At 71.1% G+C, this 23,675-nt stretch carries 21 protein-coding genes, 2 tRNA genes and 1 pseudogene; 14 read left to right on the top strand and 10 right to left on the bottom strand.

Annotated features, from left to right (window positions below; genetic code table 11):
• Positions 1-11: 11 nt before the first annotated feature.
• The 5 genes from ACIBTS_RS28100 to ACIBTS_RS28080 all read left to right on the top strand — a co-directional run bounded on the left by ACIBTS_RS28100 (position 12) and on the right by ACIBTS_RS28080 (position 5,287).
• A complete protein-coding gene (locus ACIBTS_RS28100; RefSeq protein WP_399323009.1) occupies positions 12-977 on the top strand; it encodes a bifunctional MaoC family dehydratase N-terminal/OB-fold nucleic acid binding domain-containing protein in 966 nt (321 codons plus the stop codon).
• Positions 974-1,447: a MaoC family dehydratase gene (locus ACIBTS_RS28095; RefSeq protein ID WP_399323007.1), complete on the top strand. Its 474-nt coding sequence runs from the start codon at positions 974-976 to the stop codon at positions 1,445-1,447. Before ACIBTS_RS28100 ends, ACIBTS_RS28095 begins: the two co-directional genes overlap by 4 nt.
• A complete protein-coding gene (locus tag ACIBTS_RS28090; protein WP_319676514.1) occupies positions 1,444-2,613 on the top strand; it encodes a lipid-transfer protein in 1,170 nt (389 codons plus the stop codon). Before ACIBTS_RS28095 ends, ACIBTS_RS28090 begins: the two co-directional genes overlap by 4 nt.
• Before the next feature lie 273 nt (positions 2,614-2,886).
• On the top strand, positions 2,887-3,435 hold the full coding sequence (locus ACIBTS_RS28085) for a SigE family RNA polymerase sigma factor (protein WP_319676513.1): 549 nt from the start codon (positions 2,887-2,889) through the stop codon (positions 3,433-3,435).
• A gap of 196 nt (positions 3,436-3,631) precedes the next feature.
• On the top strand, positions 3,632-5,287 hold the full coding sequence (locus ACIBTS_RS28080) for a long-chain fatty acid--CoA ligase (protein WP_399323005.1): 1,656 nt from the start codon (positions 3,632-3,634) through the stop codon (positions 5,285-5,287).
• A gap of 302 nt (positions 5,288-5,589) precedes the next feature.
• Here the strand turns inward: ACIBTS_RS28080 and ACIBTS_RS28075 are convergent, their stop codons facing one another.
• Positions 5,590-6,831 carry an MFS transporter gene (locus ACIBTS_RS28075; protein ID WP_399323076.1) on the bottom strand — a complete coding sequence of 414 codons (1,242 nt, stop codon included), beginning with the start codon at positions 6,829-6,831 and terminating at the stop codon, positions 5,590-5,592.
• 280 nt (positions 6,832-7,111) lie between these two features.
• Between ACIBTS_RS28075 and ACIBTS_RS28070 the strand changes: the two genes are divergently transcribed.
• Entirely contained in the window at positions 7,112-7,696 is a 585-nt protein-coding gene (locus tag ACIBTS_RS28070; protein ID WP_399323003.1) for a TetR family transcriptional regulator, read from the top strand.
• A gap of 47 nt (positions 7,697-7,743) precedes the next feature.
• Here ACIBTS_RS28070 and ACIBTS_RS28065 read toward each other — a convergent pair whose 3' ends face one another.
• Both ACIBTS_RS28065 and ACIBTS_RS28060 read right to left on the bottom strand, forming a co-directional pair.
• Complete coding sequence (locus tag ACIBTS_RS28065; protein WP_399323001.1) at positions 7,744-12,573, bottom strand: PAS domain-containing protein; 4,830 nt, start codon at positions 12,571-12,573, stop codon at positions 7,744-7,746.
• Between the two features lie 338 nt (positions 12,574-12,911).
• On the bottom strand, positions 12,912-13,406 hold the full coding sequence (locus ACIBTS_RS28060) for an SSI family serine proteinase inhibitor (protein WP_399322999.1): 495 nt from the start codon (positions 13,404-13,406) through the stop codon (positions 12,912-12,914).
• Between the two features lie 157 nt (positions 13,407-13,563).
• On the opposite strand from ACIBTS_RS28060, the gene ACIBTS_RS28055 reads away from it, so the two are divergent.
• The 3 genes from ACIBTS_RS28055 (at position 13,564) to ACIBTS_RS28045 (ending at position 14,535) form a co-directional block, all read left to right on the top strand.
• Positions 13,564-13,654 (top strand) — tRNA-Ser (locus ACIBTS_RS28055).
• 195 nt (positions 13,655-13,849) lie between these two features.
• A tRNA-Arg gene (locus tag ACIBTS_RS28050) sits at positions 13,850-13,922 on the top strand.
• A gap of 196 nt (positions 13,923-14,118) precedes the next feature.
• Positions 14,119-14,535, top strand: coding sequence for a DUF6234 family protein (locus ACIBTS_RS28045; RefSeq protein WP_399322997.1), 417 nt, complete (start codon positions 14,119-14,121; stop codon positions 14,533-14,535).
• Here the strand turns inward: ACIBTS_RS28045 and ACIBTS_RS28040 are convergent.
• The 3 genes from ACIBTS_RS28040 to ACIBTS_RS28030 form a co-directional block, all read right to left on the bottom strand.
• Complete coding sequence (locus ACIBTS_RS28040; RefSeq protein ID WP_399322996.1) at positions 14,532-15,224, bottom strand: tyrosine-type recombinase/integrase; 693 nt, start codon at positions 15,222-15,224, stop codon at positions 14,532-14,534. The two genes, ACIBTS_RS28045 and ACIBTS_RS28040, sit on opposite strands and share 4 nt — an antisense overlap.
• Before the next feature lie 2 nt (positions 15,225-15,226).
• The gene (locus tag ACIBTS_RS28035; protein ID WP_399322995.1) at positions 15,227-15,589 is read right to left on the bottom strand and encodes a hypothetical protein; all 363 of its coding nucleotides are present in this window, start codon (positions 15,587-15,589) and stop codon (positions 15,227-15,229) included.
• Between the two features lie 149 nt (positions 15,590-15,738).
• Positions 15,739-16,122 (bottom strand): VOC family protein, encoded by a 384-nt coding sequence (locus ACIBTS_RS28030; protein ID WP_399322994.1) that lies wholly within the window; start codon positions 16,120-16,122, stop codon positions 15,739-15,741.
• A gap of 626 nt (positions 16,123-16,748) precedes the next feature.
• On the opposite strand from ACIBTS_RS28030, the pseudogene ACIBTS_RS28025 reads away from it, so the two are divergent.
• Positions 16,749-17,066 (top strand): annotated as a pseudogene (locus tag ACIBTS_RS28025) (ATP-binding protein).
• A gap of 488 nt (positions 17,067-17,554) precedes the next feature.
• Here the strand turns inward: ACIBTS_RS28025 and ACIBTS_RS28020 are convergent.
• The 4 genes from ACIBTS_RS28020 to ACIBTS_RS28005 all read right to left on the bottom strand — a co-directional run bounded on the left by ACIBTS_RS28020 (position 17,555) and on the right by ACIBTS_RS28005 (position 19,703).
• Positions 17,555-17,914, bottom strand: a complete 360-nt coding sequence (locus tag ACIBTS_RS28020; protein WP_399322992.1) for a hypothetical protein — start codon at positions 17,912-17,914, stop codon at positions 17,555-17,557.
• Between the two features lie 129 nt (positions 17,915-18,043).
• Positions 18,044-18,547, bottom strand: a complete 504-nt coding sequence (locus ACIBTS_RS28015; RefSeq protein WP_399322991.1) for a hypothetical protein — start codon at positions 18,545-18,547, stop codon at positions 18,044-18,046.
• Between the two features lie 271 nt (positions 18,548-18,818).
• Positions 18,819-19,145: a hypothetical protein gene (locus ACIBTS_RS28010; RefSeq protein WP_399322990.1), complete on the bottom strand. Its 327-nt coding sequence runs from the start codon at positions 19,143-19,145 to the stop codon at positions 18,819-18,821.
• A gap of 75 nt (positions 19,146-19,220) precedes the next feature.
• Positions 19,221-19,703, bottom strand: a complete 483-nt coding sequence (locus tag ACIBTS_RS28005) for a MarR family transcriptional regulator (RefSeq protein ID WP_319675914.1) — start codon at positions 19,701-19,703, stop codon at positions 19,221-19,223.
• Between the two features lie 117 nt (positions 19,704-19,820).
• On the opposite strand from ACIBTS_RS28005, the gene ACIBTS_RS28000 reads away from it, so the two are divergent.
• From ACIBTS_RS28000 to ACIBTS_RS27985, 4 genes are all read left to right on the top strand, one after another.
• The gene (locus ACIBTS_RS28000) at positions 19,821-20,261 is read left to right on the top strand and encodes an HGxxPAAW family protein (protein WP_399322988.1); all 441 of its coding nucleotides are present in this window, start codon (positions 19,821-19,823) and stop codon (positions 20,259-20,261) included.
• A complete protein-coding gene (locus ACIBTS_RS27995) occupies positions 20,182-21,057 on the top strand; it encodes a DUF2797 domain-containing protein (protein ID WP_399322986.1) in 876 nt (291 codons plus the stop codon). The genes ACIBTS_RS28000 and ACIBTS_RS27995 overlap by 80 nt, the downstream gene beginning before the upstream one ends.
• Positions 21,058-21,303: 246 nt before the next feature.
• Positions 21,304-22,044 (top strand): response regulator transcription factor, encoded by a 741-nt coding sequence (locus tag ACIBTS_RS27990; protein ID WP_399322985.1) that lies wholly within the window; start codon positions 21,304-21,306, stop codon positions 22,042-22,044.
• Entirely contained in the window at positions 22,041-23,675 is a 1,635-nt protein-coding gene (locus ACIBTS_RS27985) for an ATP-binding protein (protein WP_399322984.1), read from the top strand. Before ACIBTS_RS27990 ends, ACIBTS_RS27985 begins: the two co-directional genes overlap by 4 nt.

The following is a 23,675-nucleotide window of genomic DNA, read 5'->3' as shown; positions in this document are numbered from 1 at the left end:
GGAGTGCACCGGTGGACGAGGACCCGCTGTACCCACGGCTGAAAGCCCACGTGGGCCGCCCCGCCGCGGTCGCCGGCACCGGCCGGGACCCTGTCAACGCACCTATGATCCGCCACTGGTGCGAGGCGATGGGCGACCTCAACCCGGCGTACACCGGCCCTCGCGCGATCGCCCCGCCCACCATGCTCCAGGCGTGGATCATGGGCGGTCTGAGCGGTCACCAGGGGCGCGCGCAGGCCTACGACGAGCTGCTCTCCCTCCTCGACGAGGCGGGCTGCACCTCGGTCGTCGCGACCGACTGCGAGCAGGAGTACCTGCACCCGCTGCGACCGGGGGACGAGGTCGCGTTCGACACGGTGATCGAGTCGGTCTCGCCGCGCAAGACGACCAAGCTGGGCACCGGCTACTTCGTCACGACTCGAACGGACGTCCGCGTCGGCGAGACCCTGGTCGGCACCCACCGTTTCCGCATCCTGAAGTACGCGCCGGCCGCACGAGAGAAGCACGCACGAGAGCGGCAGTCCACACGAGGGCAGAGGGAGCCGTGGCAGCCGGATTCCCGGCAACCCCAGGAGCTGCGCCCCCGCCCCGTCGTCAACCGCGACAACGCCGGTTTCTGGGAGGGAGTCCGACAGCACCGCCTCCTCATCCAGCGCTGCACCGCCTGCGACACCCTCCGCTTCCCGTGGCTGCCCGGCTGCAACGCCTGTGGCGCGGCGCGGTGGGACACCGTCGAAGCGGGCGGCGAGGGCACGGTCTACTCGTACGTCGTGATGCATCACCCGCCCTTCCCGGCCTTCTCCCCGCCCTTCGCGATCGGGTTGATCGAGCTCGCCGAGGGCGTCCGGATCATCAGTGACGTGGTCGACGTGCCGTACGACAAGGTGCGCATCGGGATGCCGGTGGAGCTGGAGTTCCGGGCCTACGACGACGAGCTGGTGCTGCCCGTCTTCCGCGCGCGGGAGGTGGCCGCGTGAAACCCGGGGACGAACTGCCGCCGCTGGAGATCGAGGTCACCCGCACCCTGATCGTCGCCGGCGCGCTCGCCTCGCGCGACTACCAGGACGTCCACCACGACCCCGAGGCGGCCCGCGCCAAGGGCTCACCGGACGTCTTCATGAACATCCTCACCACCAACGGCCTGGTCGGCCGCTACATCACCGACCTCTTCGGCCCCGGCACGGTCCTGCACAAGGTCGCCATCCGGCTCGGGGCGCCCAACTACCCCGGGGACACGATGGTGTTGCGGGGCACGGTCGAGGACGTACGCGACCCGGACCTGATCGTCGTACGGATCACCGGCGACAACGGCATCGGCCGGCACGTCAGCGGGACCGTGACGGTCACCATCCCGGGGTGGCGCGCGACGGACCCGACGAGCGGCATCGGAACCGTGACGGTCACCGTCCCGGACGGGCCTGATGGGCCGGAAGGGGCCGGGCGATGAGTGTCAGGACGCGGGACGCCCTGGGCGGGCGGGCGGCGATCGTCGGTGTCGGGGCCACGGAGTTCTCCAAGGACTCGGGGCGCAGCGAGCTGCGGCTGGCGGTGGAGTCGGTCCAGGCCGCGCTCGCCGACGCGGGGCTCGCGCCCGCCGACGTGGACGGTCTGGTGACGTTCACGATGGACACGAGCCCCGAGATCACCGTGGCGCAGGCCTGCGGGATGGGCGAGCTGTCGTTCTTCTCCCGGGTCCACTACGGGGGCGGGGCGGCCTGCGCGACCGTGCAGCAGGCGGCGCTCGCCGTCGCGACGGGCGTCGCCGAGGTCGTCGTCTGCTACCGCGCCTTCAACGAGCGCTCCGGGCGCCGTTTCGGCTCGGGCGTACGGCATCGCGAGCCCTCGGCGGAGGGGACGGCGCTCGGCTGGACGCTGCCGTTCGGGCTGCTCACGCCCGCCTCCTGGGTGGCGATGGCGGCGCAGCGGTACCTGTACACCTACGGGCTGACCCCTGAGGAGGCCTTCGGGCCGGTCGCGGTCACGGCCCGTCGCCATGCGGCGGCGAACCCGGCGGCGTACTTCCACGGCCGTCCGATCACCCTCGCCGACCATGCGGCCTCCCGCTGGATCGCCGAGCCGCTCAGGCTGCTGGACTGCTGTCAGGAGACGGACGGCGGCCAGGCGCTGGTCGTCACCTCGGTGGAACGGGCCCGCGACCTGCCGCATCCGCCCGCCGTGGTCGCCGCGGCGGCCCAGGGCGCCGGGCGGGCCCAGGAGCAGATGACCAGCTTCTACCGCGACGATCTGACGGGCCTGGCGGAGATGTCCGTGGTCGCCCGCCAGCTGTGGCGGAGCTCCGGGCTGGCGCCGGCCGACATCGACGTCGGGATCCTGTACGACCACTTCACGCCGTTCGTGCTGATGCAGCTGGAGGAGTTCGGCTTCTGCGCGCCCGGCGAGGCCGCGGCCTTCGTGGCGGCGGACCGGCTGCCGCTGAACACGCACGGCGGCCAGCTCGGCGAGGCGTACCTCCACGGGATGAACGGCATCGCGGAGGCCGTACGACAGCTGCGCGGCACGTCCGTGAACCAGATACCCGGCGCGAGCCGGACCCTGGTGACGGCGGGGACCGGGGTGCCGACCTCGGGCCTGGTCCTGACCTCGGACGGGTGAGCACCCGGACCGGACGGTGAGCACCCGGACCGGACGGTGAGCACCCGGACCGGACGCGTGGGCACAGGCGCGGACCGGGCTGCGAGCCGGAGTCCGGATCGTCCCGTCGGTGGTCACCCCAGGGGTCACCCCAGGGGTCATCCCGTAGTAGTCGACGCCTGTTCGTCCACCTTCAGGAGGTGGGGCAGGCACCACCCCTACAACCTGAGACGGACTTCCCTTCGGGACCTGCGGCCGATCCGCCCGAGCGGCAGTCGAACCTAGCGTGGAGACATGACCACACCCGTGTGCACCAGCGCTTCGAACGGCATGACGCGGCCTGCTCCGTACCCGTCCTTCGCGTCGTACGTCAGGGCCCGTCAGCCGGTGCTGCTGCGCACCGCACGGTCGCTGACCGCGAACCCGAGCGACGCGGAGGACCTGCTGCAGACCGCGCTCACCAAGACGTATGTCGCGTGGGAGCGGATCGAGGACCATCGGGCGCTCGACGGCTATGTCCGTCGGGCCCTGCTGAACACCCGTACGTCGCAGTGGCGCAAGCGCAAGGTCGACGAGTACGTGTGCGACGAGCTGCCGGAACCGGAACCGGCTCCCGGCGGGGACGACCCGGCCGAGCAGCAGGCGCTGCATGACGCCATGTGGCGGGCGATCACGAAGCTGCCCGCGCGGCAGCGTGCGATGGTCGTCCTCAGGTATTACGAGGACCTCAGCGAGGCCCAGACGGCGGAGGTGCTCGGCGTCTCGGTGGGCACGGTGAAGTCGGCGGTGTCGCGGGCGCTCGGCAAGCTGCGCGAGGACCCTGAGCTGGTGCTTGTTCGATAGCGGCGTGACGTGGGGCGTGACGTGGGGCGCGACGCCGAAGGAATACGTGGGTTATACATGGGGTGACGTGGGGTTTTGGCCTGACGGCGTGACCCGATCGTTCACCGCTTCCTAGTGACATACCGATTGGTATGTGCGCAGAATCAGCACAACCGTTACCACCGCGTAGGCAATGTAGCCGCCCTGGGAGGACGCCGTGCTGAGCACCATGCAGGACGTACCGCTGACCGTCACCCGCATCCTCGAGCACGGTGTGCTGGTGCACGGCCGGTCCTGGATCACCACGTGGACCGGTGAGGGCGAACCGCAGCGGCGCAGCTTCGCCGAGGCGGGCAGGCGCGCGGTGCAGCTGGCGAACGCCCTGCGCGACGACCTCGGCGTCCACGGCGACGACCGGGTGGCCACCCTGATGTGGAACAACGCCGAGCACGTCGAGGCGTACTTCGCGATCCCCTCCATGGGTGCGGTGCTGCACACCCTGAACCTGCGTCTTCCGGCCGAGCAGCTGGTGTGGATCGTCAACCACGCTGCCGACAAGGTCGTCGTAGTCAACGGCTCCCTGCTCCCGCTGCTCGCGCCGCTGCTGCCGAAGCTGCCCACGGTCGAGCACGTCGTCGTGTCCGGCCCCGGTGACCGCTCCCTCCTCGACGGCGTGCACGCGCGCGTGCACGAGTACGAGGAGCTGATCGCGGACAAGCCGACGACGTTCGACTGGCCGGAGCTGGACGAACGCCAGGCCGCCGCCATGTGCTACACCTCCGGCACCACGGGTGACCCCAAGGGCGTCGTCTACAGCCACCGGTCGATCTACCTGCACTCCATGCAGGTCAACATGGCCGAGTCGATGGGCCTGACCGACCGGGACACCTCGCTCATCGTCGTCCCGCAGTTCCACGTCAACGCCTGGGGACTGCCGCACGCCACCTTCATGACCGGCGTGAACATGCTGATGCCGGACCGCTTCCTGCAGCCCGCGCCGCTCGCCGAGATGATCGAGAGCGAGAAGCCGACCCACGCGGCCGCCGTCCCCACCATCTGGCAGGGCCTGCTGGCCGAGCTCACCGCGAAGCCGCGGGACGTCTCCACCCTCACGCAGGTCACCATCGGCGGCTCGGCCTGTCCGCCCTCCCTCATGTCCGCCTTCGACGAGCTCGGCATGCGGGTCTGTCACGCCTGGGGCATGACGGAGACGTCCCCCCTCGGCACGATCGCCCGCCCGCCGGCCTACGTGGTCGGCACCGACGAGGAGTTCGGCTACCGCCTCACCCAGGGCCGTTTCCCGGCCGGCGTCGAGGCCCGCCTCACCGGTCCCGGTGGGGAGCGTCTGCCCTGGGACGGCGAGTCCGCGGGCGAGCTGGAGGTGCGCGGCACGTGGATCGCGGGCGCCTACTACAACGGCCCCGACGGCGAACCCCTGCGGCCCGCCGACAAGTTCAGCGAGGACGGCTGGCTGAAGACGGGCGACGTCGGCACCATCTCCCCCGACGGCTTCCTCACTCTCACCGACCGCGCCAAGGACGTCATCAAGTCCGGCGGCGAGTGGATCTCGTCGGTGGACCTGGAGAACGCGCTGATGTCCCACCCCGACGTCGCCGAGGCCGCCGTCGTCGCCGTCCCGGACGTGAAGTGGGGCGAACGCCCGCTGGCCACGGTCGTCCTGAAGGAGGGAGCCACCGCCGACTTCGAGACCCTGCGCGCCTTCCTCGCCGAGGAGGGGAAGATCGCCAAGTGGCAGCTCCCCGAGCGCTGGACGATCATCGAGGCGGTCCCGAAGACGAGCGTGGGCAAGTTCGACAAGAAGGTGCTCCGCAGGCAGTACGCGGCGGGCGAACTAACCATCACTCAACTCTGACCCGACCCCCGACCCCCGACCCCCGACCCCCGACCCCCGACCCCCGACCCCCGACCCCCGACCTCCGACGCCCGACCCATGCCCAGGCCCCGACCCATGCCCATGCCCAGGCCACGGCCTCCGGGTCCGGAGGCTGGTCGCTGAACGCGGCCCCGCTGACCGGGGCCCGGGGTCCAGGGTGTGTTCGACTCGGGCCCGCGGCCCTGCCCTCTCGGCGGCTCGGCCCGTCACGCGCGCCCGCCGGGCAGGGCTTCTAGCGGTTCCTGCTCGGCGGGCGTCGGCGTTGGCGGGGTGGGACGTGGTCAGCGGTGCGTCGGGGTGGTGGGGCGGCGAGTGGTCGTGGTTGTCCAGCCCAGGAGCAGCCAGGTGGCCGCTACCGCGACGACTCCGGTCCAGCCGAAGCGGGTGAAGGCGAGGCCGGCCAGGGCCGAGGCGGTGGCGCCGCCGGCGAAGCCTGCGACGACGTAGGCGCTGTTGGCGGTGGCCGGTGCCGAGGTGGTGGTCAGAGCGAGGGTCTGGTTGGCGACGTGGGAGGCGACGAGCGCCGCGTGGATCAGGATCGCGGCCGCGAACAGCGCCGCGAGCACCTGCCCGCCCAGCCAGAACAGCGGCACGGAGACGGCCGCGAGCAGGTACGCGTTGCGGACCACCTTCGCCGCGCCGAAGCGGTCGACCAGCCCGCCCGCCAGGGGCGCGACGGCGCTGGCGGTCAGTCCGAAGAGACCGAACAGACCGGCGGTGGCCGTCGACAGGCCGTACGACTCGTCGCTCGTCAGCAGCAGGGCCAGGGACGTCCACAACGCGCTCCAGGCGCCGTACATCCCGGCCTGGCGCACGCAGGCCCGCCACAGGTCGGGTGAGCGTCGCACCAGGCCCGGCATCGCGGTGAGGCCGGCGAAGAGGTGGCCCTCGCGGGCGCGGCGGCGCTCGGCGGGGAGGGCGGCCGCGGTCAGCAGGCCCAGGGCCGTGGTGAGGACGGCCGCCCCCACGAACACCGCCCGCCAGCCGAACGCCTGTCCGGCGAGTCCGCCGAGGACTCGCGCGGCGACGATGCCGGTGAACAGTCCGGCGATGACGGCGGCCACATGCCGGGCGCGCCGGTCGGCGGGCGCGCGTTCGGCGACCAGCGGAACGAGGAGCTGCGGGACGACGGTCGCGGCCGAGGCGACGAGCACGGCCGCCGCGAGGGCGCCGGTCCCGGCGGCCGATGCCCCGGCGATCAGGGCCGCCGCGGTGACCAGCGAGAGGACGGCGACCAGTCGGCGCCGGTTCACACGGTCGCCGAGCGGGGCGAAGAAGAGCAGGCCGGCCGCGTACCCGAACTGGGCGACCGAGGCGATCCAGGCGACGGCCGAGGGCGTCGAGCCGAAGTCGTGGGCGATGAGGGGGAGCAGGGGGGCCGCGAGGTAGATGTTGGCGGCCGTGACGGCGGTGCAGAGAGCGATGAGGACGAGGAGGAGGTTCCGACCGCGGGTGGCGGCGGCGCCGGGGGTCGGACCAGGGCCGTGGGCCGGGTCGCCGGTCGTGCTGATGGTCGTGCTGATGGTCGGGTTGTGGGTCGGGTCGCCAGTCGGGCCGGCGGACGGACCGTGGGTCGGCCCCCCGTCCGGGCCGTGGGTGGGTGTCTGCCGGGGCGGGGTGCTCGTGTGCTGGGGGGTGGTGACCGGGGACGGCGAGGTCGCCATGGCGGAGATGCTCCTTCGAGCCGACTCTAGTAACCAACCAGTTGGTTGGAACGGAAGGTCCAACAGCCTGCCGCCGGGGCGCATTCCCTGTCAACCAACTAGTTGGTTACCCGCCTGATCGCGTGGCTACGATGTGCCCATGGCAACGACCAGGGACCCCGAGGCCACCAAGGCGCGGATCTTCGATTCGGCCGTCGCGGAGTTCGCCCGCTACGGCATCGCGGGCGCCCGCATCGACCGCATCGCCGCCGAGGCCAAGGCGAACAAGCAGCTCATCTACGCCTACTTCGGCAACAAGGCGGAGCTGTTCTCCCAGGTCCTCGGCCGCTGCATGGTCGACCTCGCCGCCGCCGTCCCCGTCGACCCGGACGACATCGAGGGCTGGATCGACCGGCTGATGGACTACCACGCCGCCCACCCCGAACTCCTGCGCCTCCTCTACTGGGAGGGCATCGAGTACGGCACCGCCGAGCTGCCCGACGAGGCGGAACGCCAACAGCACTACGCGCTCAAGGTCGCCGCCATGCGGGACGGCCAGGACCGGGGCGTGATCACCGACGCCATCCCGGCCCCCGACCTGCTCTTCCTGCTGGTCGCGATCGCCAACTGGACCACCGTCGTACCCCAGATGAGCCGCATCCTGGCGGGCGCCGAGGACACCGACCGCGTCCGCCTGCGCGCCTCCGTCAAGGAGGCGGCGCGCAGGCTCATCGCGAAGCCCTGACCCGACCGGTGGACCAGGACCCCTCTCTTCAGGGTTGAGGACCTGTCCTAGTTGGTGCCGATGCGCGCCAGCAGGTCCACGATCCTGCCCTGCACCTCGGGGCTGGTCGACCGCTCGGCGAGGAAGAGAACCGTCTCTCCCGACGCCAGCCGCGGCAGGTCCGCCTGGTCGACCGCGGCCGTGTAGACGACCAGCGGAGTGCGGTTGAGCTGGCCGTTCGCCCGCAGCCAGTCCAGGATCCCGGACTGACGGCGATGCACCTGCATCAGGTCCATCACGACCAGATTCGGCCGCAACTGCCCGGCGAGCGTGACGGCGTCCGCGTCGCTCGCCGCCCGCGCGACCTGCATCCCGCGCCGCTCCAGCGTCGAGGTCAGCGCCAGCGCGATCTCGGCGTGCTGTTCGATGAGCAGCACCCGCGGCGGATGCTGCTCGCTGTCGCGTGGCGCGAGCGCCTTCAGCAGGACGGCGGGGTCGGCGCCGTACGCCGCCTCGCGCGTCGCCTGCCCGAGCCCGGCCGTGACCAGCACCGGAACCTCCGCGGCGACGGCGGCCGTACGCAGCGACTGCAGAGCGGTCCGGGTGATCGGCCCGGTCAGCGGGTCGACGAACAGCGCGGCCGGGAAGGCGGCGATCTGCGCGTCGACCTCCTCGCGCGAATGCACGATCACCGGCCGGTAGCCCCGGTCGCTGAGCGCCTGCTGCGTGCTGACGTCCGGCACCGGCCACACCAGCAGCCGACGCGGGTTGTCCAGGGGCTCCGGCGGCAGCTCGTCGTCCAGCGGCTGTGGCCGTGGCGGATCCGCCACCTCGACGGCCCCACCGGGCCCGTCCAACGGCTCGGGCCCCTCGGCGGCGTTCTCGTCCGGCGCCCCTATGGCGTACGACCGCCCGGCGCCCTCGGTCGCCGACCCGGGCACGAGCCGCGTCTGACCGGCGAGGGAGGGATGCGGAAGGGGCGAGGAGGCGGACGTCGGGGCAGGTGTGCGGGTGGGCGTCGCGGTGGACTGCGGCGCCTGGGCCCCGACGGCCTGCGACGGCATCGGCAGCTGCGGGGCCACCGAGGCCGACGGGGCCTGCGGTCCGACGGGCTGCTCGGCCGGCGGGTGCGGGCGCGCCGTCTGCTCAGGTCGGGCCGTCTGCTCCGGGCGGGCGGCCGGGTCGGGCGGCGTCCCCAGCTTGCGGCGCCGCCCGGAAGTACCGGGGGCGTTCGGGGCAGGGGTGGCCGGTGCCTGCTGGGGCTGCGGCTGGAGCTGCTGCACCTGCGCGGCCTGCCGGGTGAAGGGCACGCCCTGCCCCAGGGTGCGCACGCTGATCGCCCGCCCCTGCGTCGAGTTGGGGTCCATGGGCAGACCCGCCGCGGCCTCGGCGGGCAACGGCTGCGCCGCCCGCGGCTGCCCTACGACGGCCTCGGGCGGAAGCGGGGTGCCTCCACCGGGCGTCTGCGCGGCCGGGGCGCCCGGCATGGCCTGCGCGGGGGAGGGCGCCGCTTCGGCCGGGAGCGGCTGCCCCTGACCGGGCGCGGGGGGTACGGCAACGGCCGGGTTGACGTGGCCGACTGCCTGCGCGGCGTCGGCCCCCGACTGGGCCTGCGCCTGGGCCTGGGCTTGGGGGTGCCCCTGTGCCGGGACGGCGGCCTGGGCCCCCGCGGGCACGCCCTCCCCGGCCATGCCGCCGGCCTCCGCGGGCTGGGCGACGGCCCGGCGGCGGCGACCCGTGGGCGCGTTCGTGGGGTGCGGCTGGGGCGGGGTGTGGTCGTCGGCCTGGTCGTGAGGGACGGCGTCGTGCCGCCCATGATCGCCCGCCGGCCCCTCGGAGGAACCCTGAACCGGCACCTGTGCCGGCGCCTGGGCGTGCCCCTGACCAGAGGCCTGGACCTGCGCGGGAATCGGCACTTGGCCGGGAATCGGGGCCTGGGCGGGCACCTGAACCACTCCCGCCCCCGGAACCGCTCCAGGAGCCGGAACCGGAAGAGGACTTGGCACGGGAAGAGGACCAGCCACAGGAAGGGGACCCGAAGCAGGAAGGGGACCCGAGGCAGGAAGAGGCGGCCCCTGAGTCGGCACGGGACCCGATGCGGGAACAGCCCCTTGACCAGGCACGGGACCCGATGCGGGAACAGCCCCTTGACCAGGCACGGGACCCGAGGTCGGAACAGGCCCTTGCGCGGGAACAGCCCCGTGCGTGGGGATCGGCCCCTGCACGGGAACAGGCCCCTGACCGGGCACGGGGCCCGACGCCGGAACAGGCCCCTGCGCGGGGATCGGCCCCTGCGCCGGAGTCGGGCCCGCGGCCCGGGACTGGTCGGCCGCGCTCGTGCCGCCGGAGCCGTCCGGCGCCCGGTCGGCCTCCGCCGGCGGCAGGGCGAACACGGCACGCGGTCCCGCCTCCTGGGCGGCGGCGCGCTCGTTCGCCGCGGCCAAGGCACGCCGACGGCGCCCCGTCGGCTGCCCGCTCTCCCCCTCCGTACCTGCATCGGTACCGGCACCGGTACTGGTACCGGTACCCGTGCCCATGCCCGTCGGCGAGGCGTCGGCCGGCGGTGCTGCGCTCGCGAGCGCCGGCAGCGCGGGCGGCAACGCGTTCTGGGGCTGCTGGCCGCCGTCCGGCGCGTGCCGGGCCCGCCGTCCGCCCGGAGCCGGTACCCCCTGCGGCGGTACGGTGCCGCCGAGCCCCGTACCCGAGGCGGCGGTCCCCGCCGCATGCTCGGCGGCCGTGACGACAGCGCCCTCGCTCACACCCCCGTCGACCGCCGCACCGAACGCCGTGCCGACACCGCCGTCGACGCCCGCCTCGACCCCCACGACCGAGACCTCGGCCGACCGTCCGCGCCGCCGTCCGGTACCGCCGGAACCCTCTGCGCCATCCGCGCCGTCCGCGCCGTCCGCGACCTCCGCGTTCGCGGACGCCTCACCCGGCGTCTGCTCCCCGGCCGGGGCGGCGGAGGCGGCACGCCTACGTCGCCGTCCGGTCGGAACCGCCGCCTCCGCGCCGGCACCGCCCTCGGCGCCCGGGCCGTCACTCTCCAGGAAGGCGTCCACGGAGGACCGTCGGGCCCGCCGACGCCCACCGGCGCCCTGCTCGCCCGGAGTCGCCTCCGCCGAAGCCCCGCCCCCGCCCACGCCCGCGCCCATGCCCGAGCCCGCATCCCGGCCTGCGCCGGACGCGAGGGCGGGCAGCGCCATGGCCGCCGGAGCCGCCACGGCCCCCGCCCCGCCGCCGAGCGGCACCTCGAGGACATACGCGCTGCCGCTCATGCCCGGCACCTCGTGCGTCTGGAGCACGCCCCCGTGCGCCCGCACGATCCCGCGCACGATCGGCTCGTGCACGCGGTCGCCGCCGGCGTACGGCCCGCGCACCTCGATGCGTACGACCTCCCCGCGCTGGGCGGCCGCCACCACGACGGTGTTGTCCATGTAGCCGCCCGCCGAGACGGGCGCGTTGCCGGTGGCGTCGACGCCCGCGACGTCCGCCACGAGGTGCGCGAGCGCGGTCGCGAGGAGCCGCGCGTCGACCTCGGCCTCGATGGGCGGCGCGTGCACCGCGAACTGCACCCGCCCCGGCCCGATGAGCTCCACCGCACCGTCGACACCGGCGGCGACGACGGCGTCCAGCATCACCTTCGTCCGGACGACCGACTCCGCGCCGGTGTCGAGACGCTGATAGCCGAGCACGTTGTCGATGAGCGTCGTGATCCGTGAGTAGCCCGCCGACAGGTGATGGAGCACCTGGTTGGCCTCGGGCCACAGCTGGCCGGCGTCGTCCGCGGCGAGTGCGGCCAGTTCGCGGCGCAGCTCGTCCAGGGGGCCGCGCAAGGAGTCCCCGAGCAGGGTGAGCAGCTGGTCGTGCCGCCCGGCGAGCGCCTCGAAGCGGTCCTTCTCCCGCTCCCCGAGCGCGGCGTACCGCTCCTCGCCCGCCGCGAGCTCTTCCTCGTGCCGCTCGCGCAGCTCCTCGACCTCGGTGACGTGCTGCTGGCGCAGCGCGGTGAGGTCGGAGGCGTGCTCCTCGGAGAGCTTCTCCAGCTCCTCCTCGTGCCGCTTCTCGACGGCGTCCTTCTCCTCGGCGAGAGCGTCGTAGGGCCGCCGGTCGGTGAAGGTCATGACGGCGCCGACGAGTTGGTCGCCGTCGCGCACGGGAGCGGTGGTCAGGTCGACGGACACCTTCTCCCCGCCCTTGGACCAGAGCACCTGCCCGCGCACCCGGTGCTTGCGCCCGGAGCGCAGGGTGTCGGCGAGCGGCGACTCGTCGTACGGGAACGGCGAGCCGTCGGCGCGCGAGTGCAGCACGAGGGTGTGCAGCTCCTTGCCGCCCAGATCACTCGCCCGGTAACCCAGTATCTGGGCGGCGGCCGGATTGACGAGCACGATCCGCCCGTCGGTGTCGGTGCCCACGACGCCCTCGGCCGCGGCCCGCAGGATCATCTCGGTCTGCCGCTGCGAACGCGCCAGCTCGGCCTCGGTGTCCACCGTGCCGGACAGATCGCGTACGACGAGCATCAGCAGCTCGTCGGAGGCGGAGGCGTAGCCGTAGCCGTCGTAGGCCTGCTGGCCGTTCTCGAGATTGGCGCTGGTGACCTCGACGGGGAACTCGGACCCGTCCGTGCGCCGGGCGACCATCCGGGTCGGCTTGGTCCGGCCCCGCGGGTCCATGTGGTCGGGCCGCCGCATGGAGCCCGGGATGAGCTTGGAGTCAAACTCCGGAAGGAGATCGAGTAGCCCACGCCCCACCAGCGCCGTGCCCGGCGTCTCGAACGCCTCGAGCGCGATGGTGTTCGCGTTGACGACGGTCCCGTTGGCGTTGACCAGCACCAACGCGTCGGGAAGCGCATCGAGTATGGCTGCGAGGCGAGCAGCGCCTCGGGATGGCCTGCTGCTCACGAGTCGCTTCCTCCCTGTTACCGCACCTTGCCGACCGATCGGGCCATCTTGCCAACCGGCCCGCAGCGTGTCACGCGAGGGAGTCTAAGGGCTGGGGTCCCGTCGGCGACGCCGGATGAGAGGGAGCTCGCACGACGAAGTGACACAGAACGTATGTCCTGGCCTGTCGCCGTGCGTCGTCGGGCACGACCGGCAGCTCAGGCTTTGCGGGACCTTCGCGCGACTTTTACGGAACGGGCGCTTCCGCAGTGAGTCATCGGCGAGACCCCCCCGAGGGCCCCAAAACCTCGACTGGACCGGAACCGGGCCGCCCGCCCCAACGTCGCTACGTCGCCGTGTCAGCGGGTGGGGGCCGGGCGCAGGTCCGGCAGCAGCGGCACGAGCCGGTCCCACCGCTCGATCCGACAGCCGTCGCTGCGGTCGTACGTCGCGTCGACCGGGCGTCCGGCCCAGCGCCCGGTGACATGGGCGGTGGCCGGCCCGCCGTACCGCATGGTGCAGACGCCGTCGTCCGGGGCCGGCGCGAAGGCCTCCCGGCCCCACCGGGTGTTGCGGTCCACGGCGCGACAGGCGCGTCCCACGTCCGGGTGATCGCCGCGCTCGGGGTGGCAGTACACCTCGAACGTCCCGTCGGCTCGCCCACCGGCGTGCCGCACGGTGACCGTCAGATGATCGTCGGGGACCTGGTCCTCGTCCCGCACGGGCGGCGGCGCGAGGGGGCCGACGGCCGTCCCGGCATACCCGGACGCGGGGGCGGGGCCGACGAGCACCGAGGCGATCACGGCGGCACAGGCGGTGATGGCGAGCCGTCGAAGCGGGGTGACCTGGAACATGACCGGACTAACGCTGCCCCGTCGACGACGTTGCGCCCCGACAACGGCTTTGCCCTGCGGCCCGCCTGCCTAGTACCGTGGATGCCGATTGGTGACGCACCGCTCGACTGTGTCATCATCTGCACGCACCACTCGCACGCACGCGAGCGGTTGTGCTGGAGGCGTCGCCTAGTCCGGTCTATGGCGCCGCACTGCTAATGCGGTTTGGGACTTCAATCCCATCGAGGGTTCAAATCCCTCCGCCTCCGCTCGATCATCGAAGCCCCGGTCCTCGGACCGGGGCTTCGTGGTGTCCCCCACAGGACCCTCTGGAGTCGTTTTCCCAGGTCACAAGGGGTGCGGCAAACGGATTTCACATGGCGGCGGCAGTCATGTAATGTTCTTCCTGTCGCCGCGAGCGGCCCGGAAGGGTCAGAAGCAAAGACAGAAAAACCGAATAACAAGCACTCGTAGCTTAACGGATAGAGCATCTGACTACGGATCAGAAGGTTGCAGGTTCGAATCCTGCCGAGTGCACAGCAGACCAGAGGCCCTGCGGAGTAATCCGGAGGGCCTCTGGTTTTTGCCTTGACGGCAGTGTTTGACGGCAACCGCCTCAGAGGGCGGGCGCGGGGCCGATCAGGGATGTCAGGTGGATCATGGGACTTCCCTGGGCGGAGCTGAGTACTCGTGCTCATGCGCCCGCCTCACCCGCACGAGCAAGGTGGCGGGTATGAACTTACCCGTCGCCCCGCCCGCCTTCTTCGCGACCACCGGTTCGAGACAGCGCCGCCGTGCGGACCGGGGCGCCGACATCGGAGCCGGGTGCGGTCTCGTGTTCCTGGAACTGATTGCCTTGGCGGTGATCTTTGGACTCTGGTTCCTGTCAGGGTTCAACCTCGACCCTGGCAAGACCGTCACGACCGACTCGTTGTGGAACTACCTGGCCGCCGCTGGCGGAGTCGGAGTCCTCGCCATCGCGGCTACCTTGATCGCCGCGCGGGCCGGGGCCGTCGTAACGGTCGTCACCCAGGCCATCATGGCTGCCCTGATCTGCGTCATCATCTTTGGTGGGGCTGCGGCGCAGTCCCACCAGGACCAGTTGTGCCGCGACATGCCGTCAGCGGCGGGCTGTAAGACCAGCAGCTAGACGGCTGCGGGAGCACCGGTCATGCCGTCGCCATCGTCCGGTCCGTCGGCGTCATCTCTGAGCGCGTCCCCGACGCGGTCGAAGGCCGAGCGCTGCGAGTCGAGCCGGACGAAGGTGTAGATGTCCATGGTCACCCGGATAGAGTTGTGGCCGAGGACTTCCATGATCATGCGAGCGTCGGCGCCCTGTTCGTGGAGGAGTGACGCGCAGGTGTGCCGCAAGTCGTGGAAGCGGACCTTGCGCACGCCCGCCCGGATGGACAGCGCCTCGAAGGAGCGGTTCAGGTTGCGCGGCTCGATGGGGGTTCCGTTCCGTGTGGTGAAGACGAGGCCCTGGCCCGTCCCCTTCCAGTTGTTGCCAGCTCCCTTCCAGTCGGCGATCTGTTGCGCGCGCTGAGCCCGAAGCGCGGTCACGCACTCGGCGGGCAGGGCCACGCGGCGGGCCGAGCGCTGCGTCTTCGGCGCAACGATCAGCAGCTCACCGCCGACCCGCTGTAGAGCCTGCCGGACGGTGAGGACGCCTTCGTGGAGGTCGATGTCCGACCAGCGGAGCCCGAGCAGTTCCCCGCGCCGTAGGCCGATACGGACCGCCAGCTCGTACGCGGCCCACAGCCGGTTCTCCCGAGCTGGCGTCAGGAGCTGACGCCCCTCCTTGACCGTGAGCGGTTCGATCTCGCGCTTCGTTCCCATGCTCAGCTCCCGTTCCGGGTCACGTTCCGGGGCAACTCGTCTTCACGTACGGCGTGCTGGAGGGCGGCACGCAGGATCACCAGCAGGAAGCGCACGGTCCTGTCAGACGGGAGCTTCTTGTAGCACTTGCCGAGAGCGCAGCAGCGCCGCTTGTGCTCCGGCCGCTTCTTGTCCTTTCCCTGCGCGCAGCACTGGCAGGTGACGGCCGTCTTCGCGAGGAAGGCGCGTATGTCGCGGGCCGTGAGGCGGACCAGCTTCTTGCGGCCGAAGTCCGGGGTGACGTAGTTGCGGACGAGTGACTCGTAGTTGACGTAGGTCGTCCGGCGGACCTTGCCCTGGGCGACGTTCGCCAGCCAGACGTCCACTCACCGGGCGATCACGGAAGCCCACCGCCAGTTCGAGCAGATCCAGGCGAGCGACCCGGATCCGTTGAGGCGAGCGTCCTCGTCGCGGCCATCAACGAGTGGCTGTGATCAGCACTCATCCGAAATCGGCCAGGATGATCGCAGAAGCGTCAGGAAGTCATGGCGGCTCGGTCTGACTCGCTGCGCAGAACGCAGAACTCGTTGCCTTCGGGATCAGCAAGGACCGCCCAGCCAGAGCCATTGGGATTGCGATGGTCGGTGACCAGGGTGGCGCCGAGGCCCAACAGTCGTTCCACCTCCTGCTCGCGCGAGGTCTCCGGGCGCAAACACAGATGGATCCGGTTCTTGATCGTCTTGGACTCGGGCACCTGGTTGAAGTACAGCATTGGGCCCTCCGCCAGCAGCACCTGAACCTCCGGATCACCCGGTTTGTCCTCCGGATGCAGCGGACGGCCGGTCACCCTGCTCCAGAACAGAGCCAGCTCGTAGGCATTCGCGCAGTCAATCGCCACGTTCTGCAATACCGAGACCATGCACGCGAGCCTTCCTGATTTCCACTCCAGACGCCATCGAGTTGCGCTCGTTCATCGCGCATACAGCTCGGGCACCTGGCAGCACTTTCGATACACGCCCTAGAGCGCGGCACGGGTGCCGGCTGGGCTGGAGCGGGGTGGAGACAGGAGCGAGCCGCACTTGAACCCGTGAAGAGAGTTGTAACTCAGTTGGCCAAGCGGAGCGCGTGCGCTACGCGGCTGCTGGGCCCGAAGGGCATCATGTTGGCCTCGCCGTTTCGCATCTGACGGCAACTCTGACGGCAACGACGGCACACAGACACGCATGATCGCTAACCTGAGCGACCGGAGCAGGGGGCTGCCGGAACTCCTCACAGCGCGCTGCCCGATCCTACGGATCAGAAGGTTGCAGGTTCGAATCCTGCCGAGTGCACACAGGTCAAAGGCCCCGGAGAGATCCGGGGCCTTTGACGTTTGGGTGCTGTACAGCAGCGAAGTACAGCAACGGTTGATGTCGGCCGCTTCAGGGCTTGTCGTCAGCCCACTCCGCTGCCGCCCACGGCTTCGGACAGCTTGCCGAGCGCAGTGCGCACACGCTCTTGTTGATCTCCTAGGTCAGTCGGGCCCGACGCTGGACGCGCGACGTTCTGCGCGGCTCCCCTTTTGCCCGGGACGCCGAACTGATCGTGAGCGTGCTGAGCGTGAACGCGATCCTCCCTCGCCGAGCCGCTCACCCACACCGCCAGCGGCTTGGAGTCCGGCAGCTTCCACCTGGCCGTGGCCGTCTCGGCTCAGGTGGTCGCGGTCGCGGTCGCGGTCGACGGAGGCACGGGCACGGTCCCGGAGGCCGAGCGCCAGGACCAGGACGCCGAACACGGTCGAGGCCTCGGCATGGTCAGCGCGATCGCCCACCGGGTCGTCGTCCAGGCAGCGAGGCCGGCCACACGATCACCATGGAGGGGTGAGGCTTGTGGTTGTGGTTGTGGTTGTGGTTGTGGTTGTGGTCTCGTCGGCCGCTGGGCGGCGGTATCCGTGCTGCACCCGACCCGCGTACGACGCAGCCGCGAACGTCCACTCGGGCATATTCGACACGAGCCCGTTAGACCTTCACGCCCGATAGACCTTCACGACGTCGCACACAAGACACTCATGACCGGATTTTCAGCCGCACTGAGCGATCTGGCCGGGGCGGTCGGCTCCACGGCTCTACGGAGCCACTTTGGCGCGGGCCTCGCAGATCATGGCCCCAGCGTCGTGCCCTACCGGGCAGGGTCCACTACCTGCCCGACGTGCCGGAAGCTTACGAGGCCATGATCACTCGTGCCATAGCAGCGCCACCCCAGAGCTGCTCCGCCGCCCTCAGTAGTGAGCAGCACGAGCCTGCTCCACCTCGCCCGCGCCTCCGGGCGTGGGCGAGGGTGGTCGATGGAATGATCACCGGACGACGGTCCGGTCAGGAGTGATGACCGCCACCGCCGGAAGTGCGGTGGCTGCGGTCGGCCGTGCCGACGGTTTCCTGGGTGCTGCCTGTGTGAGAGGCGGCGTGGTGGGTCAGGACCTTCATGATCTCCGAGGCCAGCACGTCCGCCAGGGCAGGTGCGAGGGATTCTGCCAGCGCGGTCGCCACGGTCTGCGCGAACAGTGCCCTTTCCAGTTCCGAGGAACGGGAGGGCGGCTGGGACAGGGACGCCACGGCTGCTTCCATCAGAGCTCCAGCCAGTGGGTCCTTTCCATACTTGACTCCGGTGCCGGTATGCGGAATTCCAGCCTCGCGTACCATTTCCTCGAAGACCTCGTCGATGAAGGCCTCCACGGGATCCCGTTCCGATTCTCCGCCGGACTCAGCTGCCATTATGGTTCCTCAAGTCTTCGATTGCCGTACGGGACCTGCCCCCCGATGCCGACGTCAGTCACGATCGGAGGGCAGGGATATCGCCTTTTCCTATGAGCGGCGCATGAGCGCGGCGAGGAGAAGCGGGTGCTGGATCAGCGACTCGCTCCGCTCCTCGCGGCGGCGCATGAGCGCCGCGAGGAGAAGCGGGTGCTGGACGATGGAGTCCTCGCCCCGCTCCTCGCGGCGGCCCATGAGCGCGGCGAGGAGAAGCGGGTGCTGGATCAGCGACTCGCTCCGCTCCTCGCGGCGGCGCATGAGCGCGGCGAGGAGAAGCGGGTGCTGGATCATGGAGTCGCCCCGCTCCTCGCGGCGGCGCATGAGCGCCGCGAGGAGAAGCGGGTGCTGGACGATGGAGTCCTCGCCCCGCTCCTCACGGCGGCCCATGAGCGCCGCGAGGAGAAGCGGGTGCTCGATCATCGGCTCCTCACCGCGCTCCTCACGACGGGCCAGCATCGCTGCCAGCAGGAGCGGACCGAAGGCGGATTCCTCACCGAACTCGTCCTGGCCGACCTCGGCCTTTTCCCGAGTGGGAGTCTCCGTCGTTGCCGTCATGGTTCCCTCTTTCTTTTCATGCATGACATGGCTGAGAGCTCGACGGTCACAAGTCTTGCTCTCTGCCCTTCATTGCCATCGTCGAGGGGCGCGCCGCCGACCGCATTTCGATCATGCGTCACATGGCTGCAGAATTCCCGAAAGCTCGCGCAAGTCGAGAGCGGGAGTTATAAGGCGCAGCATTTGTGGGAACAACCGGTTCCGACCTGCTCGTACAGGCCGGAGTACAGCACCATGACCGCAGTGCAATCGCTGCAGAAGCGGCCTCGACTCACCACCCGACCAGCCCAACAGATCTCAATGCCCCTACTGTGGTTCGGAACGAAAAGGTCGTGCCGGATTCGAGCGTCGCCGCCTGGGCGGGGGAGGCCACGTCGAGCGAGCCGATGCCGCCGCCGCTGCTGTCGACCGCGTAGCCGAACCACAGCTTGCCGCCCGCCGTCGACAGGGCCACGTACAGCTTCGTGGAGTCCGCCGGGAGCACGAGGCCCGCGGCTCCCTCCTCGGCGGTGATCTGCTGGACGACCGCGCCCGCATGGTCGGTGACGACGACGATGCTGCCGCCGGTCGGGTCGCGGACGAACACCCGGTCGTGCACTCCGCGATGGGGGTCCCCCGCTCGAGCGAAGCCGAGACCTGGCTCACGCGTCCACAACCTCCCGGGACAGAACACCTAGTGCTCGCGGAGTTCCTCGCGGTAGGCGTTCGCCAGAGTCGTCGCGCGGGTGAACCAGTCCGTCAGGACTGCGATCTCGGCGGGTGAGTAGTCGGCGAAGAGCGCGTTCAGGCGGTCGTAGTGCGGTGCGTAGAGCTCGTGGACCCGGGCGACCGCCGACGGTACGGCGGCCACGCGCACCCGGCGGCGGTCTGTGGGGTCGGCGCGGCGGGTCACGTAGCCGGCCCGTTCCAGGCGGTTGAGGATGCCGGTGACCGCGCCCGTGGTGACGTGGACGCGGGTGGCGAGGTCGCCGGCGGTGAGGAGGTTCTCGCCGGCCTGGATGACGTAGGCGAAGCAGGTCAGGTCGGAGACGTTCAGGCCCAGGCGCTGGGCCATCTCCTGTTGGCCGATCATGCTCGCCGCGATGAGGTCGTCCATCGCGGAGAGCGCTTGGGCGGGGGTCGCGGCGGGGCGAGGAGGGGGTGGCGTGGTGGTCATCGCGGGGGCCCGAGCTCCTTCGTGGTGGGTTGTTGCTGGGTCCTTGTTATCCGCTTTCGGTTTGTCTTACCTTGTAAGAAGTTTAGGTTCGCGACTTCTTAGATCGTGAGGTAAATCGTGTCGGGGCATCAGGACGAGGGACATCGGTACGACGAAGGGCACACCGTCGCCGGCTGGACGGGCGTCGGGATCGCGACCGTCGGGACCGCCGTGGCCGGGGTGGGGGTGTGTGCCGTGTCCGCCGTGCTGATCGCCGGTGGGCTCGCAGTCGTGGGCGTGAGCGCGCTGGTCACCTGGGGGCTGCATCTCACGGGGTGGGGCAAGCCGCCGGGGGTGCGGCCCCGGGCGGAGTGGGGGATGCGGGTGCGGGACCCGGGCGCTCGGGGCGGTCATCCGGGGTGTGTCGGGTGCCGGCTCGCCGGGCGCGCGCCCATGGGCGAGGGCGCGTTGTCAGTGCCTGGGCCTACCGTTGCGGGTGATGGGACAGGCATGGAAGTGCGCGGGGCTGCGGTGGCCGGCGGAGGGGCCCGTGCTGATGTGGGACGGGGGGCGTCGTAGCCCGCTGTCCTGGGGGAAACGGGTGGCCTTCGGGGTCGCGGAGGGGGGTGTACGGCGCTGTGTCGGGGCCCGCGGGCATGCGTGTCCCCGGGAAGTGGTCGTGTCGGGGCGGAGCACGGGCGGCCGGTGCGAGGAGTGCGGGCGGCTGGACCGGGCGCACTCCGTCGCGGCGGACCGGGTCGCCGACGATCCGCGGCCGTACCGGGTGTACCTGGCCTGGTTCGGTCCGGGGCTCGTCAAGGTCGGGATCACGGGCCTGGAGCGGGGGTCGGTGCGGCTGCTGGAGCAGGGGGCGGTCTGCTTCACGTGGCTTGGCGTCGGACCGTTGATGGCCGCCCGGCGCACCGAGGAGCTGCTGCGGGCGGCGCTGCGGGTGCCGGACCGGATTCCGTACGCGCAGAAGCGGGCGGTGCGAGCCGCGCTGCCCGACACGGAGGAGGAACGGGCGCGTGAGATAAGGGAGGTGTACGAGCAGGCGGTGGAACTGGGCGGCTGGCCCGAGTCGTTGGAACGTGCGCCGTGCCAACCCGTGGATCATGTGCGGGCGTTCGGGCTCGTCGAGGCGACGGCCGCTCTCGGCGAGGTGAGCGAGCTCGTCGCCGGGGGCTCGTTGAGCGGGGAGCTGGTGGCGGCCGCCGGGCCCGATCTGCACCTGGCCGCCCCGGGCGGGGTGGTCGTCCTCGACACGCGGTTGCTGCGGGGGTGGGAGCTGGTTCCGGTGGGGAGCGGTGAAGTCGCCTTTCCCGTACGCCACTTCGACGTCGGCACGGGGCACCTTCAGGACGGACTGTTCTGAGGGCCCGAGGGAGTGCGGGCCTGCGGGAGTGCGGGCTCGCGGGAGTGCGGGCGCGCGGGTGCGGAAGACCGTGGGGCCGGAGGGCGTACCCGTCCCTTCGGTGTGAGGATCGGCTCGGTGTGAGGATCGGCTCGGGGGTGGGGCGTGGGGTTCCCAGGTGTTGCCTGAGAAGTCCCTGTGCGTTTCTCAGTGAAATCACAGACAAGTGAAAGAGTGCTCTCAGGGGACCCCGAAAAGGTGTCCACCATGACCACGACCTCGCCCCAGGGGCGCACCGAACTGCTGAGGCCGGACGGGAGCCCCGTCCGAGTGCTTGTGGTGGACGACGAGATGTCGATCACCGAACTGCTGTCCATGGCCCTGCGCTATGAGGGATGGCAGATCCGGAGCGCCGGTGACGGCACGGGCGCGATCCAGACCGCCCGTGAGTTCCGGCCCGACGCCGTCGTCCTGGACATGATGCTGCCGGACATGGACGGGCTGACGGTCCTGGGGCGGCTGCGGCGCGACCTGCCGGACGTTCCGGTGCTGTTCCTCACGGCCAAGGACGCCGTCGAGGACCGTATCGCCGGGCTCACCGCAGGCGGCGACGACTACGTCACCAAGCCGTTCAGCCTGGAAGAGGTCGTGGCCCGGCTGCGGGGGCTCATCCGCCGTTCCGGCGCCGCCGACCGGCGTTCCGACTCCGTGCTCGTCGTCGGGGACCTCACCCTCGACGAGGACAGCCACGAGGTCTCGCGGGGCGGGGACAACATCCATCTGACCGCCACCGAGTTCGAGCTGCTGCGCTACCTGATGCGCAACCCGCGGCGCGTGCTCAGCAAGGCGCAGATACTCGACCGCGTCTGGTCGTACGACTTCGGCGGCCAGGCCAACGTCGTCGAGCTGTACATCTCCTACCTGCGGCGCAAGATAGACGCGGGGCGGGATCCGATGATCCACACCCGGCGTGGCGCCGGGTACCTGATCAAGCCCGCTGTGTCATGAGCGGGCGACGACGGCCGCGTGCGCAGAAGAGACGAGCGGGAAAACCGCGCACCCTGCGGACGCGGCTCGTCGTCGTGTCCGTGACCCTGATCGCCGTGATCTGCGCGCTGATCGGAACCGTCACCACCCTGGTGCTGCGGGATCACCTGTACGGCCAGCTCGACGGGCGACTGGGTGAGGTCGCGGCGCGTGCGGCGCGTGCGGCGCCCCGCGGCGGGTTCGGAGGGCCGCCGGACCAGGCGAAGAACGGCGCCGTCACGCCCGGCTGGCAGCAGGGCAAGGCGCAGGTGACCGACCTCGCGCAGCTGGTCAAAGGCCCCCAGTCGGACAGCACCGTCGCGGCGAAGGTCGTGAACGGCACCATCACCGAGGCCGAGCGGGGCGTGAAGTCCACGAACGACTTCTCGATGGGCGACAAGCCGCTCACCGAGGCCCAGAAGAAGGTGCTCAACTCCGTCTCCCAGGACGAGAAGACGCACACCGTGGAGCTCCCCGGTCTGGGCGACTACCGCGTCAAGTACGCCGGCAACGACACCTCCAGCTACTACGTGGCCATCCCCACGGCGGAGGTCGACAACACCATCGACACCCTGATCCTCGTCGAGGTCAGCCTCACCGTCGCCGGCCTCATCGCGGCCGGTCTCGCGGGCACCGTGATGGTCGGTGTCGCCACCCGCCCCCTGCGCAAGGTCGCCGCCACCGCCACCCGGGTCTCCGAACTGCCCCTGCACACCGGCGAGGTCAACCTCAGCGAGCGGGTGCCCGAGACCGAGACCGACCCGCACACCGAGGTCGGGCAGGTCGGCGCCGCGCTCAACCGGATGCTGAACCACGTCCACGGCGCGCTGCACGCCCGCCAGGAGAGCGAGATGCGGGTCCGGCAGTTCGTCGCGGACGCCAGTCATGAACTCCGTACGCCGCTGGCGTCCATCCGCGGATACGCCGAGCTGACCCGGCGCGGACGGGAGGAGGTCGGGCCCGACACCCGGCACGCCCTCGGGCGGATCGAGTCCGAGGCCGGCCGGATGACCTTCCTCGTCGAGGACCTCCTCCTGCTCGCCCGTCTCGACGCCGGACGGCCGCTGCAGTTCGAGCAGACCGACCTCGTCCCCCTCGTCATCGACACCGTCAGCGACGCCCGCGCCGCCGGACGCGACCACGTCTGGCGGCTCGAACTGCCCGACGAGCCCGCCCTGGTGTCCGCGGACGCGGCCCGGCTGCAGCAGGTCCTCGTCAACCTGCTCGCCAACGCCCGTACGCACACCCCGCCCGGGACGACGGTCACCGCGCGTGTGCAACGGCGCGGGCCGTGGCTGTGCGTGGACGTCCAGGACAACGGCCAGGGCATCCCCGCCGACCTGCTTCCGCACGTCTTCGAACGGTTCGCCCGCGGCGACTCCTCGCGCTCCCGGGCCTCCGGCTCCACCGGCCTGGGCCTCGCCATCGTGCAGGCCGTCGCGACCGCGCACGGCGGCGCCGTCACCGTCGACAGCGGGCCCGGACGGACCGTGTTCACCGTGCACCTGCCGGCACTCGGCCCCGCCGTGCCCCGGCCCGCCCCCGAAACGAACTGGCAACTCGACTCACAGGTCGAGCACAGTGCCACCACATGGGTACAACAGGACGCCTGA

This window comes from Streptomyces sp. NPDC050121 (assembly GCF_044460385.1).
Classification (GTDB): Bacteria; Actinomycetota; Actinomycetes; order Streptomycetales; family Streptomycetaceae; genus Streptomyces; species Streptomyces soliscabiei.
This window is presented reverse-complemented; position numbering and strand designations above follow the sequence as displayed.